At 49.1% G+C, this 23,461-nt stretch carries 21 protein-coding genes; 8 read left to right on the plus strand and 13 right to left on the minus strand.

Annotation, left to right across the window (positions count from 1 at the left end):
* The first annotated feature begins 94 nt into the window (after positions 1–94).
* Both FZP57_RS03545 and FZP57_RS03550 read left to right on the plus strand, forming a co-directional pair.
* Complete coding sequence (locus FZP57_RS03545; RefSeq protein WP_191216487.1) at positions 95–691, plus strand: hypothetical protein; 597 nt, start codon at positions 95–97, stop codon at positions 689–691.
* A gap of 5 nt (positions 692–696) precedes the next feature.
* The gene (locus FZP57_RS03550) at positions 697–1,278 is read left to right on the plus strand and encodes a metal-dependent hydrolase (RefSeq protein WP_191216488.1); all 582 of its coding nucleotides are present in this window, start codon (positions 697–699) and stop codon (positions 1,276–1,278) included.
* A 15-nt stretch (positions 1,279–1,293) separates the two neighbouring features.
* On the opposite strand, the gene FZP57_RS03555 is transcribed toward FZP57_RS03550, so the two are convergent.
* From FZP57_RS03555 to FZP57_RS09585, 5 genes are all read right to left on the minus strand, one after another.
* Entirely contained in the window at positions 1,294–1,593 is a 300-nt protein-coding gene (locus FZP57_RS03555; RefSeq protein WP_191216489.1) for a hypothetical protein, read from the minus strand.
* 104 nt (positions 1,594–1,697) lie between these two features.
* A complete protein-coding gene (locus tag FZP57_RS03560) occupies positions 1,698–1,910 on the minus strand; it encodes a hypothetical protein (RefSeq protein WP_191216490.1) in 213 nt (70 codons plus the stop codon).
* 89 nt (positions 1,911–1,999) lie between these two features.
* A complete protein-coding gene (locus tag FZP57_RS03565) occupies positions 2,000–2,485 on the minus strand; it encodes a hypothetical protein (RefSeq protein WP_191216491.1) in 486 nt (161 codons plus the stop codon).
* Between the two features lie 2 nt (positions 2,486–2,487).
* On the minus strand, positions 2,488–2,904 hold the full coding sequence (locus tag FZP57_RS03570) for a S9 family peptidase (RefSeq protein WP_191216492.1): 417 nt from the start codon (positions 2,902–2,904) through the stop codon (positions 2,488–2,490).
* A 146-nt stretch (positions 2,905–3,050) separates the two neighbouring features.
* Complete coding sequence (locus tag FZP57_RS09585; RefSeq protein ID WP_255477827.1) at positions 3,051–3,179, minus strand: hypothetical protein; 129 nt, start codon at positions 3,177–3,179, stop codon at positions 3,051–3,053.
* A gap of 122 nt (positions 3,180–3,301) precedes the next feature.
* Here FZP57_RS09585 and FZP57_RS03575 point away from each other — a divergent pair, with 122 nt between their 5' ends.
* Positions 3,302–5,005, plus strand: coding sequence for a sensor histidine kinase (locus tag FZP57_RS03575; protein WP_191216493.1), 1,704 nt, complete (start codon positions 3,302–3,304; stop codon positions 5,003–5,005).
* 274 nt (positions 5,006–5,279) lie between these two features.
* Here the strand turns inward: FZP57_RS03575 and FZP57_RS03580 are convergent, their stop codons facing one another.
* From FZP57_RS03580 to FZP57_RS03595, 4 genes are all read right to left on the minus strand, one after another.
* On the minus strand, positions 5,280–7,421 hold the full coding sequence (locus tag FZP57_RS03580) for a pseudomurein-binding repeat-containing protein (protein WP_191216494.1): 2,142 nt from the start codon (positions 7,419–7,421) through the stop codon (positions 5,280–5,282).
* 332 nt (positions 7,422–7,753) lie between these two features.
* Entirely contained in the window at positions 7,754–9,397 is a 1,644-nt protein-coding gene (locus FZP57_RS03585; protein WP_074358809.1) for a cation:proton antiporter, read from the minus strand.
* A 79-nt stretch (positions 9,398–9,476) separates the two neighbouring features.
* Positions 9,477–11,084, minus strand: a complete 1,608-nt coding sequence (locus tag FZP57_RS03590) for a pseudomurein-binding repeat-containing protein (RefSeq protein WP_238337981.1) — start codon at positions 11,082–11,084, stop codon at positions 9,477–9,479.
* Positions 11,085–11,421: 337 nt separating this feature from the next.
* Positions 11,422–13,539 carry a histidine kinase dimerization/phosphoacceptor domain -containing protein gene (locus FZP57_RS03595; RefSeq protein ID WP_191216496.1) on the minus strand — a complete coding sequence of 706 codons (2,118 nt, stop codon included), beginning with the start codon at positions 13,537–13,539 and terminating at the stop codon, positions 11,422–11,424.
* Between the two features lie 92 nt (positions 13,540–13,631).
* Here FZP57_RS03595 and FZP57_RS03600 point away from each other — a divergent pair, with 92 nt between their 5' ends.
* Positions 13,632–14,744: a CDP-glycerol glycerophosphotransferase family protein gene (locus tag FZP57_RS03600; RefSeq protein WP_191216497.1), complete on the plus strand. Its 1,113-nt coding sequence runs from the start codon at positions 13,632–13,634 to the stop codon at positions 14,742–14,744.
* Between the two features lie 2 nt (positions 14,745–14,746).
* Complete coding sequence (locus FZP57_RS03605) at positions 14,747–15,979, plus strand: glycosyltransferase (protein WP_074358813.1); 1,233 nt, start codon at positions 14,747–14,749, stop codon at positions 15,977–15,979.
* Positions 15,980–16,017: 38 nt separating this feature from the next.
* Here the strand turns inward: FZP57_RS03605 and FZP57_RS03610 are convergent, their stop codons facing one another.
* Positions 16,018–17,016 (minus strand): glycosyltransferase family 4 protein, encoded by a 999-nt coding sequence (locus FZP57_RS03610; protein ID WP_074358814.1) that lies wholly within the window; start codon positions 17,014–17,016, stop codon positions 16,018–16,020.
* A 138-nt stretch (positions 17,017–17,154) separates the two neighbouring features.
* Between FZP57_RS03610 and FZP57_RS03615 the strand changes: the two genes are divergently transcribed.
* Positions 17,155–18,285, plus strand: a complete 1,131-nt coding sequence (locus FZP57_RS03615; protein ID WP_370518343.1) for a CDP-glycerol glycerophosphotransferase family protein — start codon at positions 17,155–17,157, stop codon at positions 18,283–18,285.
* 64 nt (positions 18,286–18,349) lie between these two features.
* Here FZP57_RS03615 and rfbX read toward each other — a convergent pair whose 3' ends face one another.
* The 3 genes from rfbX to FZP57_RS03630 are packed head-to-tail and all read right to left on the minus strand — an operon-like array spanning position 18,350 to position 21,266.
* Positions 18,350–19,603, minus strand: coding sequence for an oligosaccharide flippase family protein (gene rfbX / locus FZP57_RS03620; RefSeq protein WP_191216498.1), 1,254 nt, complete (start codon positions 19,601–19,603; stop codon positions 18,350–18,352).
* Positions 19,604–19,614: 11 nt separating this feature from the next.
* Positions 19,615–20,577 (minus strand): NAD(P)H-dependent glycerol-3-phosphate dehydrogenase, encoded by a 963-nt coding sequence (locus FZP57_RS03625; RefSeq protein WP_191216499.1) that lies wholly within the window; start codon positions 20,575–20,577, stop codon positions 19,615–19,617.
* Positions 20,574–21,266: an NTP transferase domain-containing protein gene (locus FZP57_RS03630; protein ID WP_202879480.1), complete on the minus strand. Its 693-nt coding sequence runs from the start codon at positions 21,264–21,266 to the stop codon at positions 20,574–20,576. Before FZP57_RS03630 ends, FZP57_RS03625 begins: the two co-directional genes overlap by 4 nt.
* 349 nt (positions 21,267–21,615) lie before the next feature.
* Between FZP57_RS03630 and FZP57_RS03635 the strand changes: the two genes are divergently transcribed.
* A complete protein-coding gene (locus tag FZP57_RS03635) occupies positions 21,616–21,897 on the plus strand; it encodes a PAS domain-containing protein (protein ID WP_074358818.1) in 282 nt (93 codons plus the stop codon).
* Between the two features lie 159 nt (positions 21,898–22,056).
* Positions 22,057–23,352, plus strand: coding sequence for a PAS domain S-box protein (locus FZP57_RS03640; RefSeq protein ID WP_238338009.1), 1,296 nt, complete (start codon positions 22,057–22,059; stop codon positions 23,350–23,352).
* The last annotated feature ends 109 nt before the right edge of the window (positions 23,353–23,461 follow it).

Genomic DNA, 23,461 nt, shown 5'->3' on the forward strand with positions numbered 1-23,461 from the left:
TCATGGCGCACATAAAGATTTACCCGTAGTGGGGAGGCTCCACCAGGACCGAACATACGAAAAACTTAAATAGTATTACTTATTACTTATTCTTATGAACATAATAAAAATTGCGTCCTGCCTAGAGAAGAACAACATAGTCTTCTGCGGGGGAAGCGTAAGGGAAACCTACCAGGAGATCACAGAGGCCCTCAGGGATCAGAAAATCCCTGGAGACCCTGTGATGGTCTACATACCCTCACCCATGCCCCTCAAGGCAGGGCTCATGATGATAATGAGGAGCCATGACCCTGAAGCACCCGACAAACTCACGGTGAACGAACTCCTTGAAAGGCTCTCCTCCCTTGAATCCATGACCTGGGTCTTCATGGACCACTTCGAGGACCTCTCAGAGAAGGCCTCAAGGAAGTACCTCTGGCTCCATGAGAACGGCAACATAACCTACATGACAGGCCTTACAGGGACCTTCAGGAGGGAGGTCTACCCCTTCTACAGGACCTTCAGGAAGGCCAACCCATCTGAGTGCATGGATGAGGAGAGCGTGGACGTCACCGTGGCTGTCTTCGCGGTGATATCCATAATCATAGCATTCTGCTACTTCAGGGTGGGGGTCAGGGAGGGCTTCATGGCAGCCGGAGCCCTCTGGTTCGGCCTCATAACCTTCAGGACCATGACCTACATTGCAGGTTAGAGAACATGAAGCCAAGGACGCATATTGTGGCAGGAGCTCTCCTCTTCATAATAATAAACACCCTGATCCCTGCATCAGGCCTGATCACAGGGGCCCTCCTCGCCGGGGCATCAGCAGTAACCCCAGACATCATGGACTTCCTCACAGGGAGACACAGGGGCATCGGACACTCGCTGCTCATTTTACCACCCCTTCTCCTCTTTGCAGTGAAGAGCCCAGCCTACGGGATACCCCTACTTGCTGGAATCACATCCCACATTATAATGGACCTCTTCACGGTCTACGGATGCCCCCTCCTCTACCCCCTCAAGGACACACCCTACCACTGTCTCCGGAGGAAGAACAGGATAAGGACGGGGACAGCCGGCGAGTGGGCCCTCCTATCATTCCTCATCGTCATGGTACTCGCCTTCTCCCTTTTATCTGCAGGGGCCCTTGACGGAACCCTCAGGGAGGTGAGGGTGGAGAAGGAGAACCTGACCGACGTTAAAATAAACCTGATGCTTGAGGCCCGGAGGGATGTTAATATCACCGTGATAAGGGAGAACTGCTCAGAGAGGATCATAGTTGACTACGCCGACAGATAAAAAGAAAAAAAGTTTCTACATGTAGAAGTCCTTACGGACCCTTTTAGCCTCACTGGGTTTTCCCTGGGGGTGCCAGATGTAATCAGCCCTTATAACCATGCGGCCGTTCTCCTCGAGGAGGGTGAAGTTACCCCCGAAGAAGGTTTCAATCCCGTTTATGGTGAAGTTGCCCCTGAACTTCTCACCATCATTTATAAAGGCTCCACCGCCAGTCCACGCGGCGCAGGTCATATTGTAGGTGCCCCTGAGCATGGTCCGGAACATGGCCCCCTTGAGGTCGCCCCTCAGGAGGGAGGTTATGGTGTTCCATGTCACGTCAATTTCATCAATGTGACCGGTCCCTGTAAGTCCGCTCTCATTGTAGCATATCCTTGTACCGTTAACCTCATGGGTGTCAAAGTTCTCTGCCCCCGGGAGGACTATCCTGAAATTGAAGTCCCTCCCCTACCGTTTATGGAATAGTAGCCCCCCAGTGACCCCTCACCCGGCTTGTTGGCGGGTATTGATGTGTAGGACGTGTAACTGTAGGGTATCTGTGAGAATATGGCCTCATCAAAGACTTCAACTGCAAGTACCGGTGTTATTATGAGGACAGCCACAAGGGCTGCGATTATAGGGATCTTCCTGTCCATAATATTCCTCCATGACTCAAGTTAATAGTATTAAACTAATATACCTACCAATCAGGGCAGTTTCCATCTCTTCATTTCCATGGACCCCTTCATATCATCCATCCGACCCCCGGCCGGTAGAGGAGGATCATCCTCTGCACGGGCCTCCCGTCGCTCCAGTTACCCATATCCTGTATCCTCTCCATGTCCACATCCATGAGGGTCCGGTTCTCCCCTCCAAGTTCTATGAGGATGTCAAGGACCTTCCAGTATCCGCTGTAGTCAAGGTTATCAACCAGGACCCCGAATTCATCCGAAACCGCGAGGGGTGACAGGTGATCCGCCCTTAGGGGTCCGTCTGACCTGACCAGGAGGAACATCTTCCTCTCAGAGGGGATCTGGGGCGTCTCCTCCATTATGAGGTAGGAGTCCCTGGTCCCTGTTATGTTATCATCATCACCAGCCATGACGACAAGCAGCGTCCCGGGCGGGATTCCTGTGAGGTTCTCGAACTTCCTCCCCTCCTCAGACACACCCGGCTGGACTGCAAGGACAGCCCCTGGTTCCGGGAGATCATCCCTTGATGCAAGGTTCACCGCTATGATCCCCCGGCAGAGTGGCCTATAAGGAAGAGTTCACCGCTGTATTCATTACCGATCCTCATAAGGGCGTCCTTGAGGGCCTCTGCACTGTTATCTGTGAAGTTCTCTGAACCGGTATCCAGGAGGTTCTGGTACCTGGGGTAGACAACGATGTTACCCCTCCCCACAAGGTGCCTTATCCATGCCATGTAGAAGAGGGGCTCGGTGGCTGCCCAGCCATGTATGAATACAACAACAGGGTACCTTCCGGGCCTTGAGGGCCGGAATATCCAGTACTTCCCATCCCCTTCACCATGGGACTCCCTGATGATCCCGTAGCTGGTGGAGTCCACGGCCTGATCATCCCAGGGGGCTCCGCTGACATGGTTCAGGGAGAGGAGCAGGAGGATGAGGAGCAAAGTCCAGGTCTTCAATGATATCACCCTTAATTAATCTATGGCTAATGGTCCATATAAGTTAAGGGCGCATCATCTCCAGGAGTCAGGTGCATGGTTCTGGCATCTGAATGCAGCTACAGTGGGAATTCATAAAAGTATCCTGTCAAAGCAGCATAAGGCCATCAGCCGGTATCAAGGCACACCCTTGCACCGCATGATGGGCATACCATGTAATAGAACCTTGCCCTCTGGTTTCCATGGACCTCGGCCACAACATTGGCCCTGCAGAATGGACAGAAAAAGGACTTCACTGCAATCCCCCCGGATGCAGAGTCTGATGAACGATCAATATAACCTTTTCCATAAAAGTTAATAATCAATCCCCTCTTAAATCAAAAATTATTATTACCGCCGCTGACATATCACTGTATGGGTGATTTTTCTGGTTTCAAAATCCGAGGCCTTTGCAAGGCGACTGTCATTTTTAGTCTCAATTCTGATCATCATCTTCTCCCTCATTATCCTTGCCGGCTGGTTCCTTGGAAACACCTTCATGAAGGGTGAGGTCCTGGGTTCAGCTCCGGTCCAGCCTGTGACAGCAGTCATTTTCATGGTCCTTGCAGCATCCCTTATCATGCTCTCAAGGGATGTGAAACTCCCTGCAGTCTATGCAGGCGTCTTCTTCCTGGTCTTCTACACCCTCACACTTGCAGGTTACCTTGATACCGGTTCACTGGAGTACGGTGTAAACTCTAGGTTCATAACATCAATCATCTTCATTGCCTACGGCCTGATACTCATCCTCCTTGCCTCATCAAGGTACATACTCCCCCAGATCCTGACCCTTATCTGCGGTTCGGTGGCATACTGTGTCTTCACAGGGTACATCGGGGGAGTGGGCGTCTACAGCACCTACTTCATGATGGCCTTCTACACGGCCACACTCCACATACTCTCATGCACGGCCATACTCAGCCTCTACCCTGAGGATGGTGTGATGGCACCCCTCCACAGGTCCTTCAGTGAGGGACGCCTTGCAAGGATCATACTCCCCATCATGATAATCTGCATAACCATCCTGGGCATCCTGACCCTCAGAATCGAACCTGCACTCTTTCCCGGCTTCGGAGTGATCTTCATGATGGGTATGATGGCATCCCTCATCATCATCTCGGTGGTGTTCCTTGCAGAGGAACTCAGCGGTATAGATGATAAGAAGGTGAAGTACCAGGAGGCCCTCATCGAGGCCCGGAGGTTCTTCAGGAATGTTGTTGAAAACCTTGGTGAGGCCATAGCTGTCCTGGATCATGATGGAAACATGATCTACAGGAACAGGGCCATGAAGGAGCTTGAGGTGGATGAAATCCCTGTTGAACCATCCCACAGGGAACCCTTGATGATAGAAAGGCTAAGGATAGGTGATTGTTACTACATGGGCTGGATGATCCCCATGTACACCGATGGAGATTTCAGGGGATCTATGGTGTCACTCACGGACATAACTGACCTTATAAGGACGCAGAGGTCCCTTGAGGATGCCCTCACTGAGAGGGACGCCCTCCTCAGTGAAGTGCACCACAGGGTAAAGAACAACCTCCAGATAATCATAAGCCTCCTTAACATTCAGTCAATAGGTGCCGATGAAGCAGTGAAATCTGTCCTCACGGACGCCCAGAACCGTGTGAGGGCAATGGCGATCCTCCATGAAACCATCTACGACACAGGTGACTTCACAGGCGTTGACATGGAATCGTTCATCACAAGACTGATAGAGCGTCTGAGGGGAGCCTTCGATGAATATGGGGTTGAGTTCAGTGTTGAAACAGATATCAGGCTGAACCTAGAAACCGCAATACCCCTGGGACTTCTTATAAACGAGGCAGTCACCAACTCAATCAGGCATGCGTTCCCTGATGGCAGGGGCCACATCAGGGTGAAACTGAAGGGTGATGGGCTCCTGAGGCTCACGGTCACCGATGACGGCGCGGGCCTGGGGGCTGAGTACAGGGAGGGTGTGGGGATGTCGCTCATGAAGGCCCTTGCAGACCAGCTTGACGGTGAACTCAGATTCGAATCAGATGAGGGCACCGCGGTGATCCTTGAGTTCAGGGAACTCAAATACAGGAAGAGGATTTAGTTTGTTAATTCTTGCTTGTGTGTATGGGTTTTGGTAACAGGAGAAGGATTTAGTTCAGTGTTTCAGTGATCTGTCTTCAGTGATCTGTGTGTGTGGGGGATGAGAGTAGATGTGGTATGGTGTGTTTTATCTGGTCCTCAGTGATCTGTGTGTGGGGATGAGAATATAAGGTATGCTTATTTATCTGGTCTCCACGGATTCAGTGGAAAAACGATAAACTGGATATGATGCTCACGGACCACTTAAAATTTAAAAAAATAAAAAAGGGGGGAGACTAGAATGGTAGTTCCTCATAGTACCCCTTTATACTGGCGCTATTCCAGTTCTTTATAACTCCAAAGGAGTTCATATTGCTTGATGCATCAGCGTTTACCCATGCACCGTTTACATAGAGCTGGGCCCAGACGTGTCCATAGGTGTTCCCTGAAATGAAGGTGCATGCTGCATGGACGTACCTCGCCTGTATCCCTGCAGCCCTTGAAAGGGCCACCAGGAGGTGGGTGATGTCCACACAGTTACCTGACCGGTTTTTGAGTGTTCCCAGGGCACCGTACCTTGTGTTGTAGTAGAAGCTGTAACTGATATTATCCCTGACCCAGTTGAAGATTGCGGTTGCCTTTGAGAGTGCCGATGTAAGTCCTTTAGTGATGCTCGATGCAAGCGCCCTTATCTCAGGACTGCCCACCTGACAGTTTGCTGTTGCTGCAAGGTACTTTCCTGAGAAAACAGAACTGTCAACCGTCACATAGTTGGGCAGTCTGCCGTTGGCCTCCTGGAATGCGACGATCTTTGAGAAGATGTAGAGGAGGACATTGAAGCTGAGGTCCCCTGCAGTTGATGAGATCCTTGATGGTGCGTTCCCTGTTGATGACATGTAATTAAGGACATCTGAGGCTATTCTCAGGTACTCCTCCTTCTGAATTGTCCCTGAAGCCGTGAGATTTATATCTGATGCTTCACTGAAGGACCCTCTCTCAGGGGTCCTGCCGCTGATGAGCCCTGCCAGCATGTAGAGGAATTCACCAGGAGTGACCTGCATCTCCCCCACGGTGACGTAGTTGGGGAGCCTGTGATTTGACTCCACAAATGCCTTAACCCTGCTGGCCGCGTCCATGATCATGGATGAGGTCAGTGAATTGTCAGCGACCGGCTTTGTTATTGCAGCTGGAACTCCACCAAGGAATTCCCTGTCAATCAGTCCGTACCTGAAGAGGGCGTAGCCATCAGCCCCTCCACGAAGGGCGGCGTTAATATCTCCAAGGAGTTCATCTGCAGGGATGGGTGTCACATCAGCATCTGACCTGTAGGTCTGAAGACCTGTCCACACCTCTGCACTGAGGCTCTTACTCTTGATGTAGGCGGAGACGTTCTCTATCCATGATGAACCTTCACGGTAGTTGCCCTTGTATGCCATCGGGATGAGGACGTCAAGGTACTCTGCGAGTTTCGTGTAGTCCTGACCATAATAGTAGGCGTTGACTCCCTTCTCGGGCATGAGGGCCGCTGATAGAAGAAATTCAGGGTTAACTGATTTAACAGCTTCACTTATCCTCTTAACTATCCCGGTTATGGCCTCTGTTGCACCTGGGCTCTGGTATGCGTTACCAGGGTATCTGATGTAGTCAAGGTGCACGCCCCCGACACCACTGATGCCCGTGTATCCGAGCACCCTCTGTGTGAGGTTGTCTATGAATTCCTGGGCACGGGTCGTGTTGTATCCGTAGCGTGTCTCAACGCTTTTAACGGTCTTTGTAACGGTCCTGTACTTTACTGTGTATCTTGTCTCCTTAACGTACTTGTAGAGGGTCTTTTTAACGTACCTGTACTTCCATTTGTACTTCCATTTACCCCTGTACTTGTACCATGACTTGTACCACTGCTTTACGGTGACCGTATAGGGTTTCCTGACGGTTACTGTATAGTAGTACTTGTAGGGTTCCTGTACCGTGACGGTCTGCGTGGTTGTGACGTTGTAGGCGTATCTCCCTGTGGGGTCGAACCAGTTACCGCTTGAGTCCTTGAGGCAGATGACCCAGACGCTCACCCTCAAACCATTGGCTGAGGCGTTTCCAAGGAATGAGGTAAGGTTTGACCTGAACCTTGCATCGTTGAAGGCCAGCTGCTCAAGGAAGATATCGGTTATACCCTTACCCTTGAGTTCCTGGAAGTCGACCTTACCCATATCATAGGCCTTCACCCAGAGGGCTCCGTGGGGTGCTTCACCTGCAGCAACATCAGCGCTGCTTCCAGGCGAATCAACCCCACCACCCTCGGTGCTCTCTGCATCACCCTTAGGGGTGTCGGTGCTGTTCTCTGCATCACATGTATCGTTAATGGAACTGGAATCTGCGGTGCCGTTGAGGTCCTGAACATCCGGTTCATTGAGTTCGACGGCATATGAAATATTTGAGCCCATAAGGATTAGCGCCAGAAATAGGGCTGTTAAAATATTCAACTTTCTCGAAATTTTACCGCCTCCAGCGGGGCTTAAATAACCCCATTATAGTCTTAAAAAGAGCATATTATATAAATATTGTGGTTCTAATCCTGAAAAAAGACACTTTAAGAGCTTTTAAAATCAAACAAGTCAATATTAGAACTTTTTTTATTCACTGCCAGGAACTTTAAATTAACCAAATCCCCTTTTCAGTTAAAGGAATGCCATTAGCCCTGATTGAATCCATGAACCCCATTGTAATCCCGATTTAAGTAGATCCAGGGCAAGGCATCATCCCCAGCCATCCATGATCATTCTTCAAGTTCACATACCTCACCATAACAGCTGAATATCTCATCAGATATCCTCCTGGTGGCCTCACGCTTCTCAGAGACCACAAAGTCAGCCCCGGCAGTGTAAAGGTTCTCAGTGTTCTCAAATCCCCTTATACGGGCTATGATCTTCATGGACTCGTTCAGGGCCCTGGCCTCATGTATCGCATGGACGGTTGAGGGATAATCTGCAATGGCAACCACCATGACAGCAGCCTCAGGGACGTTAAAGTGTCTCAGGACGCTCATATGGGTACCGTCACCGTAATAGACGTTGAGGCCCTCATCCCTTGCCTTCCTGACGGCTTCAGGGTTAACATCAAGGCCTATGTATGGTATCCCATGCTCCTGGCAGAGGTCAGCAAGCCTCCTCCCGGTTATACCCATACCAACAATGATGAGGTGGTCCTCGAGCTTCAGCCGGGGCTTCTCATACCTTCGACCGTTCTTTATAACCGGATGCACACGTGACCTTACAACCCTCTCAGAGATCCTCGGTGAAAGTGATATGAGGAAGGGCGTCAGGGCCATGGTTATAAGTGAGACCGATAGGAATGCCTGGAAGGTCAGGGTGTCCATCAACCCGTACTTTAGCCCTGACTCCGAGAGTATGAAGGAGAACTCACCGATCTGGGCAAGCACCAGGCTTATAAGGACAACTATCCTTGCAGAGTAGCCCAGTATGAAGCCAACGAAACTGTTGAGGGCGAGCTTTATGAGGAGCACCCCCAGGACCGCCAGGACTATAAGGGGCAGGTGGCTCAGGAAGAATCCAAGGTCAAGGAGCATCCCCAGTGAGACGAAGAAGAAGCTCAGGAATACCTCCTGGAAGGGTAGGATGGTCCCCTGGGCCCTGTGGGCGTAGTCGGTGTTTGCAACGATAAGGCCCGCCAGGAAGGCCCCTAGGGCAGGTGAGAGGCCTGCTTCACTGGTGATCCATGTCACTGTGGCGCAGACAAGTATCACCGTAAGGAGGAACATCTCACGGTTCCTTGTCTCTGCAACAACATCAAAGAGTCTCGGCACGAGCCACCTTGAGGATGCAAGGGTCCCCACGAGCACTAGGCCCCCTGTAAGTAGGGTTCCCATTATCGATGATGGATCCGCCGATACACCGGCAAGTAATGGTATGGTGAGTATCATGGGCACGGCTGCAAGGTCCTGGAATATGAGTATGCCCAGGGATGCCTGGCCATGGGGGCTCTCGGTGTCATGGAAGTCCTGGAGGACCTTCAGTACAACAGCGGTACTGCTCAGAGAGATCAGGAAGCCTAGGAAGAGGGCCTTGTTAAATGGGAAACCAATAATCAGGGTTAAAACAGCGACAAGTGACACCGTAAGTCCTATCTGGAGTGTCCCCCCGATGAGGGCTGTCCTCCGGAACTCACCGAACCTTTCAGGGCTCATTTCAAGTCCAATGGTGAAGAGGAGGAGTATAACCCCGAGTTCCGCCAGGCTCTCAATGCTGCCAGCGGATATCACACCCAGCACCGAGGGACCTGCTATCACCCCGGTTACAAAGAAGCCCAGTATAGTGGGTATCCTTGCCCTGTGCAGTAGGAGGAGTACGATGAGTGAGAGGCTGAATATCACGACGATTTCCCTTATGAACGGCACATCCATATCAACACCTGGTTCTCTATCTGCACAGGCTTTACTTAAAAATTTCCATTAAAAAAAATAAATAGGGGTTTAAAACCCTCTAAAATGGTAAACTCGCGTATATGCCCTTTATCACTGCGCTGGAAGTGTTCCAGTTGTTCACAATTCCAAGGCTGTTCCTTGAACTGGTTGCATCTGCAGCATACCATGTGTCCCCTACAAGGAGCTGGGCCCATACATGTCCATAGGTGTTACCTGATGTGAAGTTACAGGTTCCGTGGACGTACCTGGCAGGTATCCCTGAGGCCCTTGCAAGTGCCACCAGGAGGTGTGTGTGGTCCACACAGTTACCTGACCGGTTTTTGAGTGTTCCCAGGGCACCGTACCTTGTGTTGTAGTAGAAGCTGTAGTTCACGTTGTCCCTGACCCAGCTGAAGATCGCGGTTGCCCTTGAGAGTGCCGAGGTAAGTCCGCTGGTGATGTTCGCTGCAAGCGCCCTTATCTCCTCGCTGCCCACTTGGCAGTTTGCTGTCTCTGCAAGGTACCTTGCCGTGCTCTCACCGTTGTAGGGATCATTTTCAGGCCTTTTCTTCAGTGATGAGGCCAGTTCTGTTACCGTAACTGTGTTGGGGAGTCTTCTGTTGATGCTGTAGAAGTTAAGAACCCTTGAAACTGTGTATATAAGGCTCCCATACGAGATTCTACCTTTACTTGATCCTGCATAGTTTGGGGCTCTGAGGTTCTTCTCCATGAACCCCTGAACATCTGACACTATCCTCAGGTACTCGTTCCTTGTAAGTGTACCTGAAGCGCCGCCTGCAGGGTTTGTTGCCTCACCGGCATTTACCGGTGCTATCGGGGTGTTCTTCCCCGTGTTGATCTGGTTGAGGCATTTAACCATCAGATGCAGGAACTGGGCTATACCAAGCCTCTGGTTTGCCACCTGCACATACCCGGGTAGACTCTGATACTGTTCGATGTAATTCTTCACTGATCTCGCCGCGAGGAGTATCTGGTCCCTTGTGAACCCTGAATTGGCACTGGCAGCGTCACTGCTGCCGGAATTGTTACTGGAAGGTGTTGCCGGTAAAACGTTGTTCAGTGCTTCGAGACTGACATAATTTGGAAGGCGCTGATTTGTTACTTTAAAATTAATTGCCCTTGCAAATAGCCACACAAGTGATTCGAATCTTATCTTCTGGTCCCCGAAGCTGACACAGGGCACTCCAGGATTTGTAAGTGTCCTGGATGCAACTTCAAGGTATTCCTTGAGGGTAATTGAGCCTTTAAGTTTTGTTCCTGATGTGTTTGCAGGTACAGCCACACTGTTGATCTCCAGTTTCCTGTTATGCAGGTAGGAGCTCATTAGCTGAAGGAACTGTGCCATGTTCACCTTCAGTCCACCCACCTCAACGGTGAGGGGGAGGCGCTTGTTCTTGGCTATGAAGGCGTTGACACGTACCGCTGCATCCTCGACTTCAGGCCCTGAAACTACGGGTCCTGCCGCATAAACCGGGACCCCTGATTCGGTGGTGTTCCCTGAGACATTTACAGGGACATTCACATCTGCAGTGTCCAGGGACGCATTTCCAGGGGCATTCCCATCTGAGGGGTCCCCTGACACATTTCCCTGGGATCTGCAGGTCAGGGATTTTCCTGTGCTATCTTCAATGCTGCAGTTCTGCAGTGCTGTGTTATCAGGAAGCAAAGCTTCTTCACCTTGTGTGTTCTGGGCATAGATCTCTCCGGTATTGATTAACACCATGCATGCGAAGAGCACGCACAGCAGTTGCATACCACGGGATATACTATCGCCTCCAGTTGCAGGAGAAAAACCCTGCAACCAATTACTATGTCCCTGATTTAATATTAGATTTCCAGTTGATCTCTAGGGAAATCAGGTAAAGATGGGGGATTGTTGAACTCAAAAAATTGCCTGGTACCCTGGTTATCAGGACCCCCCGGTAAAGATGTAAAATTAGAGTCGCTTCCTCTGGGGGAGGTATGCTGGCATGGGGGGCTTAAGGACCGTTAGGATGCAAAGATTAGAGTCGTTCCCTGTATATGACCTCAGAGAACTCAATCCTGAACTCGGCACCGTCACCGGACCTGTAATCCAGTCTGCCGTCAAGCTGCCTTGTGAGGTTCTTGACAAGGAGCATCCCCAGGCTTGTGAGGCTGTCCATGCTGAAGTCCTCGGGCAGCCCCACACCATCATCTGCAACCGTTAAAATGAACCTCCCATCTCTCTCCTTGAGTCTCACGGTAACCTCCCCGTCCCCGCCATCAGGGAAGGCGTACTTGAAGGCGTTGGTTACAAGTTCATTCACCATGAGCCCCAGGGGCATTATGGTGTCAAGGTTCAGTTTCACGTCATCGATGTCAAAGTTCAGCCTGATCCTCTGCCCGGGTTTCTGGTAGGAGAGCATGATGCTCCTTACAAGTCCCTGGATGTAACCCCCCACATCAATGTCTGAGAGGTTCCCTGAACGGTAGAGCTTCTCATGGATCATGGACATACTCATAACCCTCCCCTGGCTGTCCTTAAGGGCCTCAACCACCTTCGGGTTGTCAATGTAGCTGCTCTGAAGGTTCAGGAGGCTTGATACGACCTGAAGGTTGTTCTTTACCCTGTGGTGGATCTCCCTCAGGAGTAGCTCCTTCTCCTCCAGGGATGATACAAGCTTCTCCTGGTAGAACAGCCTCTTGAGGGTTGATGAAGCCTCGGTCCCCATGGCCTCAAGGAGCCTGATATCATACTCATTGGTTTTCTGACCAGGGAACAGCATGAATCCCAGGGTCTCATCACCGTGCCTCAGGGCGGCGACCGTGAAGCCATCCACCAGTGCCACGCTCTGATCCCCCAGCTCCTTGAGGACCTCTGACGGGTCAAGGGGAAGGGACCCCTCCCCTGAAATGATGGGTTCGTTTCCATCATGGATGTAGACCCAGCCCCCTGGAAGTCCAAGGTACTCCCCTGCAAGTTTCATTATGGTCCTGAAGAGATCCTCAGGGGTCCTGCTATGATTTATATCCTTCAGTATCTCATTAAGGACCCTGAACTCATCCAGACGCCTCCTGGCGACCTCCTCGGACCTCTCGGTTTTCTCTATCCTGTTCATCAGCCTCCTGGTGTACCTCTGGTCCTGGGCAACCAGTGAGTAGCCCACAGGGTCAGGGCCCTCCTTTATGAGGGATATGAATAACTTGACAGGGATCCTCTCACCCCCCGGGGTGACGTAGTCAATCAGGACAGGTTCATGATGATAGTCACCCTTCACATGCCTTGAGGCATCCTTCACATACTCCAATTCGACCTCAAGGATTTCCTGGTGGTCCTCTGCTGTGAATCTCCTCCAGTCCTCACCGGCATGGATTCCAAGTTCAGCCTCCGCCCGGTAATTAATACGTGTCACCCTCCCCTCAGGGTCAAGGAGGATGACGAGGTCCGTGACCTTGTCGATTATGCTTTCACCTGCAAGGGAAGGGCTGATGACAGGGGGCGTGAGGGTTACCATGCCGGATATGCCTGCAAGGCCTATCAGCTGCCCTGCCAGATTAACGGTCTGCATGTCCAGTGAGGGTAGGAAGGAGCTCAGGATCCACCCTCCGATGAGGCTGAGGGAGGATGTCATGAATATGATGGTTGAAATCTTTCTCTCATGGTAGAGGGGGGCCGTCCTTGCATGGTTCCATATGAGGGTTATGCCTGATCCGAAGTACCCGAAAATGTAGATCTGAAGGAGGAGCTCCAGGGGACGGTTCCTGATTATTTCAATTTGCCAGACTCCATTGACCATGGACACTGCAGGTGTTATCATTGAACTGCTGATTATGATGAAGAGGATGATGATGGGGGGTATTATTATGAGGGATCCGGCCTTATCCATCCTCCTGTCACCGGCAGAGAGTACAAGGGCGAAGTTAAGAAACAGTGCCGGTAGAAGACATAAACCGATCCCTGAGAGAGTATAGATCATGATGGCATGTCCCGGTTCAGTTAAAGCATCCATGACCGCGGGACTAACAGCCCAGAGGGCCATTGCAATGGAAATAAGAAAGAAACTCCACTGGAGGTTTCCCCGCTCCTTCCTAAGGGGGTAGGTGCCGATGATAAGGTAAAGTACGAATGCCAGTATTGAAAGGGTGCTGTAGATGTTCATCCGCCCACAATCCTATAATAAAATGAGGTGGTATACTCTAGTTAGAAGGAACAGTCTTTATAAAGTTTTCACCAGTAATCAGGAGGAACAGAATGTTATCATCCAATTCCATTGCAGAGTTCCTGATTAATTCAGGACTGGGAAGGGTTCTGAATTCAATTATAAGGCTTATAAACAGAATCATACCTAAAAGGGAAAACCAGATACTCTTTGAGAGCATACCTGATATTTCTGATAACCCATTCTACCTTTACAGTTACATGAAGGAACTTGGAGAGGATTACCGGTTTGTGTGGGTGGTTGACAGTATCCATAAGGATTTTGAGGAACCCCAGTATATCAGGAATACACCATCTGAGATCTGGCAGTTCTTCAGGTCAAGGTACATAGTAACATCCCATGGTCACCATCTGCTTATAAGGGCTGGAAATCAGGTTTTTGTGAACCTCTGGCATGGCATGCCCCTCAAGGCCATGGGGTATACAGAGCCCGCTGGGAAACCTGTTCTGCTCCTCCAGGGAGTGGATGATGAGAACTATTACATGATTGCAACATCAACCATAATGCGGAACGCCCTTGCAGCCTGCTTCAACCAGGACGCCAGGAGGATACACATAACCGGACAGCCAAGGAACGATAAACTCTTCAGGACACCTGAGGAAAAGACGGAATTTAATGGTGTTATACTCTACACACCAACCTACAGGGACACAGGTACCGATGCATCCATATTCAGTCTTCCAGACTACACTGAAGAGAAACTACAGGACTTTCTCAGGGAGAGGGGATTATGTTTCCTCGTGAAACTCCACCCCCTTGATAGGGGAGTTCGGATCCCCACAGGAGACAACATAAGGGTTCTTGAACCATCAGCTGACATCTATGACGTCCTTGCAGGTGTCGATGTCCTTGTAACAGATTATTCATCCATCTACTTCGATTTCCTCCTCCTGGACAGACCCATAATATTTGCGGTATCTGACCTTGAAGAATACGCCAGAACACGAAGCTTCGTCCTTGAACCCTTCGAGTTCTGGACGCCCGGACCCAAGGTGAGGACCTTCAGGGAATTCCTTGATGAACTTGAAAGATCCCTGAATGACCCCCAGTATTATGCGGGGGAGAGGAGAACGATCAATGAACTGGTGAACCATTACAGGGATGATAGATCATCGGAAAGGGTATACAGGCTTGTGTGGGGTTAAAAATGCGCATAGGGATACTTATACCTTCACTGGATGATACTGGAATGGCGAGGGCCGCTGCCCAGCTCTCCATCATGCTGGATCAGCTCTCACATGAGGTCCACATCATAACCGGCTACAGACACACGCCCATGCAGAATTATGAGGGCAAACTCCACATGCTGGATGTTAAACCAGCCATGGTGAATCAGAGCTTCCCTGAAAGGATAATGCTCTTCCTAAAACGCTTAACCGCTTTGAGGAAACTCAGGAGGATGCTTAAAACTGATGTGATGATCTCATTTTCTGAGGCCATGAGTATACAGAACATTCTAACAGCAGGGGATGAAGGGGTGATCATCAGCCACCACACCCTCCTTTCAAGGAATGAGAATCTCCAGGACATCTACGGGAAACTGGTGAAGTTCCTCATAAAGCTCCTCTATTCCAGGGCAGACCTTATTGTCCCTGTATCTGAAAAATCAGCTTCAGACCTTGTAAGGAACTTCAGCATAGACCCTGAACTTATAAGGGTTATACCTAATCCGGTACCTGTGGAGGAGATAGAAAGAATGGCCTCTGAAGACCTTGAAGGCTACCATGAAATCTTTAAAGATCCTGTAATTATAAATGCAGGCAGACTCACCCATGCAAAGGGACAGAGGTATCTTCTGAGAATATTCAGGGAGCTCCTGGATGATTTCCCTGACCTGAAACTTGTTATACTTGGTGATGGAGAACTCAGGGATTCCCTTCTGAAATTCTCCAGGGAACTCGGACTTAAGGTTTGTCATGATGCCCCTGATTCAGGGGACTTTCAGGTTTATTTCCTTGGTTTCCAGAAGAATCCTTACAGGTTTTTTTCACGTTCAAAGCTTTTTGTTCTGACATCATTAAGGGAGGCCCTCCCCATGGCCATAATGGAGGCCATGTCAGTCTTTCTTCCTGTGGTGGCATCAGACTGTGGGGGTACAAGAGAGATACTGGCTCCTGGCACCGACCCTGATATTGAAACATCCAGGGCTGAATTTGCAGCTTACGGTGTGCTCCTCCCGGTCTTCAGGGATGAAGTGGAGGCCGGTGACAAACTCACAGAACCCGAAAAGGTCTGGATCCAGGCACTCCGGAGAATACTTCAGGACCCCTCCATGATCGAATGCTACTCTAGGAGGGCCTCATCCAGGATGAATGATTTCAGATGGGAGAAAATAAGGGGTTTGTGGGAGTCTCTCCTTGATGATTTCCAGTTCAGGTGAGTTTTTCAAGGAAGTCATTACTTCTATGAATCCCGTGGCTATTTCATAATGTCTCCCAGGAACATGGCCCATTTATCAGCAATCCTCAGGGGGTCCCGGGTTTCAGTTATATGCTCTTTAAGTTTCTCACCCCACACAGGGCCCTTTGATGGGTTTTCAATAAACCTTATTAACTTTTCTATCATTTCACTATCATCTTCAGCTATTATACCATGAACATCGTCTTGGAGTTCCTCGAACTCTCCCCTGAACTTTGCAACCGGAACTCCCAGGTAACCTGCCTCCAGAACCGCGTAGCCAAGTTCACTCATATCATAGCCCAGGAGCATGATATCCGCTGATCTGACATGGCAGAGGAAGTCATCACGGTAACCCATAAACTCTATGCAGTCATCCTCAATTTCAGGGGACTCCCCGAAGACAAGAAGCCTGATCCTGCACCCTGCCTTCCTGTTAACCTCTGATATTACCTCCGCGAGCCTCTGGATGCTCAGAACCTTTGAACCGCCTATACTCGTATAGGTGACTGCTGTGACACCATCACCCTGGAGGTCCGGGCACTCGCTCACCTTACCTTCAATCTCATCAGTGATGAGGGCGTTGGGTATGACGGTCGCCCTGAGACGGTTCTTCTTTTTTGTTATCTCAGAAACAGTTGTAACCCTGTCCCTGTAGATGAACCTTATGAAGATCAACCTGTGAAGGATCCAGTTAATGATTTTGAAGATGTAGTGGATGTTTCCTCCCGGATCTGTCTTTAAGGCTGTCAATGCCTCCTGAAGAACCCATCCGTGTATTGTGAGAATTGCAGGTACACCGCTCCTCCTTACCTTCAGGATACCACCTAACTTCAGAGGTCCATGGACATGGATAAGATCATAATCTGCAAGGTTAACATCATCAAGATGGGATGCGTAGAATGTTTCAACTTCAGCCCCCAGAATCCTGTAGACGACTTCCTGGGATTTAACAGCCCTCACAACCCCTCCTTTTATGGATGTGTCGAAGGGGATTATCATGGCAACTCTTTTCATCATACCACTTCCCTGAGTTTGGTAAATGATTTTATATGAATCCTAGATAAAGTAACTGATATCATGCCAGATGGAGTCATTTAGTGGTAAGTAACGTAACAGGTCGTATGGGAGAGTCATCAGTAATAGGAGGATGATCTGATTCTTCAGAGGATATTAAAGATTATCAATTATATTATACCCAAGAACAGGAGACTGGTTGTATTTGACAGCGCCCCTGATTTTACAGGGAACAGCATGGCCCTCTTTGAGTTCATGGACTCACGGGGTGAATTTGAGGCGTTATGGATTGCTGATGAACCGGAAAGGCACCCTGAATTCAATCAGGTGAAGCGTGATTCAATCAGGGCGCTCCTCAGGATTCTCAGGGCAGGCACCCTAGTATCCACACACGGCCGCATGGCTGAAATCCGTGTCCCGTCACAGAGGTACGTTAACCTCTGGCATGGCATGCCCCTCAAGGCCATGGCCTATGCAGAGACCACAGGGAGGGACTTCACTGATCCCGTGAGGTTCTCTGATGAGAACTATTACATGATTGCAACATCAACCATAATGCGGAACGCCCTTGCAGCCTGCTTCAACCAGGACGCCAGGAGGATACATGTAACCGGACAGCCAAGGAACGATAAGCTCTTCAGGGAACCACCTGAGATACCGGGAATCGACACGGAGTCATACAGTAAGGTTGTTCTCTTCGCCCCGACCTTCAGGAAATCTGATTTTCTCTCTGATGGCGATATGTTATCACACAACCTGAACTTCCCTGACTTCAACCCGGAAGCACTCTCAGGATTCCTCACTGAGAACAATGTCCTCCTCCTTGTAAAGTTCCACCCGGCGGAAGAGAAGTTTGCAGAGAAGTTCCTGGATGAAATGGAAAACGTGGCGTTGCTTAGGACAGAGATGCTCAAGGATGAGATGCTGGACATCAACGACATCCTTGCAGGTGTCGATGTCCTTGTAACGGATTATTCATCCATCTACTTCGATTTCCTCCTCCTGGACAGACCCATAATATTTGCGGTATCTGACCTTGAAGAATACGCCAGAACACGAAGCTTCGTCCTTGAACCCTTCGAGTTCTGGACGCCCGGACCCAAGGTGAGGACCTTCAGGGAATTCCTTGATGAACTTGAAAGATCCCTGAATGACCCCCAGTATTATGCGGGGGAGAGGAGAACGATCAATGAACTGGTGAACCATTACAGGGATGATAGATCATCAGAAAGGGTCTATAGGCTCGTCTTTCAGGGTGAGGATGGGGAGTGATGTTTTCAGTGAAGGTTTATTATTTCCAGGGGGTGTGCTCCTGTTCTCCTTTTTTTGTGCCGGGTTACCACAGGTCGTGTTTTTTTATTCCGTAGACCCTGATGCTGAGCACGATGGTTTCTGTGATTATAACCAGCAGTGCCACAATGTATATGCTCATGAAGGGTGCCACTGCAAGGAGCATGGCAAGGTGAATCAGTGAACCCACCACAACACTACCGTTGGCATACCTCTGCTGTCCCAGGACCGCGAGGAATGGGTACCCAAGGAGTATTGATGGTATAACAACCATCAGGGCAACTGCAAGAAGCCTAAGGACACCGGCACTTGGCATGTAACCGGCCCCGAAGAGAAGCCTGATTATATGGGGAGCGAATATTATTATAAAAGTGCAGAGCACGGTGTTCAGAATCATGGAGTACCTGAGAACCTTCCTGTGGAACGCCTTGTTCCGGGTCTTGGCCATGTAGGGATACGTCACCTGCAGCAGGGGACTGTAAAGACCCTGAGCAGCAGTATAGAGTTTCTCAGCAGCCGAATAATAACCCACAGTAGCGTTACCAGCAAATAATCCCAGAAAGAACGAGTTACTGCTGGTGTAAATCGAAACAGAAGCCCTTGAAAGGAAAAACTGTGTACTGTCCCTGAAGATCTCCCATATAACACCCCAAGGAGGCAGATGAAACCTGACATTAAACCTTGTCCTTATAATCCACAGGGAGATCAAACCAGCGGTTATGGTCCCAAGGGACTGCAGGAGAGGCACATAGAGATAATCAGAGGGCCCCCTGATGAAAATGAATATTGTTGCAAGGAAGATAAGGTTTGTGAGGACATTCAGGAGAGTTATATACTTCATCCTCTCCATCCCCTGATAGAACCACATGGGTGATAGGGTGCTCCCAACCACAAGACCAAAGGCAAATACATAGATCACCCAGTTAGCCGAGAACCTCGGAACAGTCATTATGATACCCAGGAGCATGCTGAAGCTCACAACCGTGAGAACACCCTTTATTATCATCACCGAACTGAAGATCTCAGAAACCCTTTCAGGGTCGTCCCTGTTAACCGAGATCTCCCTGACAGCAGAAAGCCCGAACCCGTAATCAGTCAGTATCTGGAAGTAGGTGTTAAAGGCGATGGCAAAATTCACAAGACCATAATTCGCAACACCCAGGACCCTGGTAAGGTAGGGGAGCGTTATAAGGGGGATGACATACACAAGGACCTGGAGGGTTGAAAGGGAGAGGAAGTTCTCAGCCAATGCACGGTACTCCTCAGACCTCAGCTTCGCAACTATATCCCTGGGATTCATCCAATCACTTATCAATAGACTGCAATCGCCTTCTGGAAGTCCCTTATATGGATGTTAACGTTTTCAGGGTCATCCATGGTCCGGTGGACCAGTTCAAGGACGGGTAGTTCAAGGTCATCTGTCAGTTCCCTTATGGCCTTTATGGATCTGAGGCTCTCAATGGTTATTGTTGAGTCTTCACTCAGCCTCATCTTCTTACCCAGCATGAGACCCAGGGTCCTGTTACGGCTCTTGTCGGTGGATGCCGTGAGAAGAAAATCACCGAAGCCGCAGAACTTATCATAAAGTTCCCCGTAACCCATCCTGTCAAGTATCCTGATCATCTCCCTGAAACAGATTGTTAGAATTGCGTATCGATGGTTTTCTCCTGTGATCTGCCCGTCAAGTATCCCCATGGCCACCGCGTACACGTTTTTAAGTATACCGCAGAATTCAACTCCCTGGATGTTCTCTGAGTAGTCGAGTAGCACTCCGGCTGATCTGAGGAGTTCTGTGATCTCATCATGGTAACTGGCCGGTGCACCTATGGTTATCCCTGATGTCATGCCCCTTATGAGTTCATCGGCGAAGTTGGGTCCTGATATGCTGAATACAGTCTCTGAACCTGTTTCTTCCTTCATAACCATGGACATGGGTTTGAGGGATGGGTGTTCTATCCCTTTTATGCAGGATATCATCTTTTTATTCTTCAGCGCGTCCCTCATGGATCTTGTTATCTCTCGGAGGTTTCCTGATGGGACCGCCATGAAGATGTAGTCTGATTCTTCGATGAGGTCCTTTCTTTCCATGTGAACTGCCTTTATGTTCCCTTTGAGTTTAACGCCCGGGTGGTAGGCTCTGTTTTCATGGTCCCTGTTTATGGATTCCACGACCTCGGGTCTTCGTGCGAAGAGGTATACTTCTTCTGAATTGTCTGCGAGGATCTGTGAGATGGCTGTTCCGAAGCTTCCCGCGCCTATTACTGCTGTTTTCATTCTTTATGCTCCATGTAGTATTTTCTTGCTGTTTCGAGGTCTTCGGGGAAGTCTACTTCGATGCAGAACATGTTTCCTATGTTGAGGGGTTTGAATCTTTCACCCCTTTCGATGATTATTTCGACGCCCCGTTCGAAGTAGTCCTGGTCGTGGCACTCATTCAGGGCTTCCCTGAGGACGGGCAGTGTTTCCCTGGAGACTCTGTTTATTCCCACGGCTTCTCCGAGGGGGTTCTGGACGGTTTTTGAGAGTTCTTTTATGTATCCGTCATCTGTGAGGTTGTATTTGACTTCTTCTTCTCCGACTCTTTTGTTGTCGACGCATATGTGGTTGCCCTTTTTCTGGTGGAGTGTTCTGAGTATTTCAGGGTCGAAGACCACGTCGCCGTTCATCCAGATGACGTCTTCGTCAAGGTCTTCGAGGCCTATGAGTAGGCTTTTTGATGTGTTTGTTTCTCTGTAGCGTGGGTTGTAGAGGTATTCGAGTTCAGGGTGTTTTTCTTCTATTAGGCTGCCCTTGTATCCCAGGACGACCCTTATGTTTTCTGTTCCGGTTGCTTTTTTTATGTTTTCGAGTTGCTGGTCCATTATGGTTGTGGAGTTGTCCAGTTCCACCATGGCCTTGGGTATTCCGTGTCCCAGTCTGCTTCCGGTACCTGCAGCAAGAATAATGATTTTAATGACAATCACCTTCAAAGACTTGTAAAATAACAGATTAACATCTAACTAGGTCCAGATTTATAGGCCATAATATTTAACTTGTTCGGAGTGAACCTAATCCATAATAATGGGAGGAAAATAAAGGGTGATTTGGGGTTGCCATACATGCAGATCTTCCAGAGAGATGTGGTATCCCAATGGCAGAAGGAGGCTGCATGCAAACCTTGCATGATCTAAGATTTGCTGGTCTTGGGGTGGTGTTTTTTATGGTGCCATGATATAGTTTAATATTTCCACATTTAATATAAATAGAGAATATATAATGGAGAGGGAATTCCCCATTATTTTCAGTAAATGATTCACACAGGCGGGTGTCTGGATGTCTGAAGATTATGAGACTTTGCTGACGGTGCTGGATAATCTTATGGATGGCCTTATCATCATTGATAAAGAAATGAACGTCCTCTTGTTCAATCAATCAGCCGCTGATTTATTCGGGGTCGGTTCAATCCATGATGTTTCAGGGGTCAACGTCTTTGACTTTGTCCATCCAGAGGACAGGGAAAGGGCTGAAAGGATAGCCCTGAAGGACATGTTTGAGGAGGATTTGCAGGAGATTAATGAGTTCCGTGCTATAACAGCGGATGGTAGAGAAATCTAGCTATCCGCAGCCGGTAAAAAAATCGTATATAATGGTAGAACAGCGGGACTGATCTCTTTAAGGGATATAACTAAGACCAAGATTATTGAGGAATCTCTCAGGGAGAGTGAGGAAAAGTTCCGCCTGTTCTTTGAGACCACCAAGGACGCAGTAGCCATAATATCACAGGGAAGATTCATTGAGTTCAATCAGGCAACCCTTGAGTTGCTGGGCTGCACTGAGGATGAACTACGCTCCAGGACCACAGGAGAATTCTACTTGAACCCGCAGGACAGGGAACAATTCCTGACCCTCCTTGAAGAGAAGGGTTTCGTTAAGGATTATCGTGTGGACTTCAGGAGATGTGATGGGAAAATAGTAAGGGTCCTAATGACCGCCAGCGCCCTGAGGGATTCTGAAGGAAACATAACCAGAATCCATGGGATCACAAGGGATATCACAGAGAAGCTGAAGACCGAGGATGCTTTGAGGAAGTCAGAATCTTACTATAAATCACTCTTTGAGAACACCTTGATCCCGGTCCTGATCCTTGAGGAAGATGGCACCATATCAATGGTTAATAAAGAAGCTGAGAGGATCAGTGGTTACTCAAGGGATGATCTTGAGGGTAAACTCTGCACAGACTTCATTCTGGAAGAAGACAGGATGTCTGTAGTACCTGAGGGGAAAATTAGCCCTGAAAACATACTTGAAAGACTTGAATTCAGGATCATTGATGGATGCGGTAATATCAGGAATATCTTCGGAACATATGGCAGGATCCCGGGCACAGAAAAAATAGTAGCGTCGGGTATAGACATCACAGAACAGAAGAGGGCGCAGAAGAGATTAAAAGAACTCCTGGATGAGAAGGAGACACTTCTTCGAGAAATCCATCACAGGGTAAAGAATAACCTCCAGGTTGTCTCAAGTCTCATAAGCCTCCAGGCACACGGCATAACTGATGAAAAAACGATAGAAAACCTTAGAGAAGTCCAGAACCGCGTGAATTCAATGGCAAGAATACATAAACAGCTCTATGAATCGGAGAACCTTGCTAAGATCAACTTCAAAAACTATACCGAGGGCATGGTGCCTGAAATCCTTTATAGTTATGGTGTCATGGGGGGAGATATAAAGACAGACATCAAAATGGAGAACATAGAGCTCAGCATTGAAACAGCAGTCTCCCTGGCCCTTATACTTACAGAAATCGTATCAAACTGTGTAAAACACGCATTCCCGGAGGGAAAAGGTGAAATAAAGATAGAACTGCTTCCAGGGGAAGAATTTTACACCCTATCAGTTTCAGACAATGGTGTGGGAGTACCTGAAATTAACCTGGAAAATCCTGAAACCCTTGGCCTTCAGCTAATAAATGCGCTGAGCAGGCAAATTGGAGGCAGAATAGAGATCAAAGCAGGTCATGGAACAACCTTCAAAATTGAATTCCCCGCAGATTTAAAACTCAAATAGAAGCACCCCCAATGTTATGTGGCAGCCATTAATTGACCGGCGTTACAATTTCATGATATAAATACAGTCCGACAGATCTGGATGGTTGCAGGCTTACGGTTTTCGCTGG

The organism is Methanothermobacter sp. THM-1, from assembly GCF_009914355.1.
Lineage (GTDB): Archaea > Methanobacteriota > Methanobacteria > Methanobacteriales > Methanothermobacteraceae > Methanothermobacter > Methanothermobacter wolfei.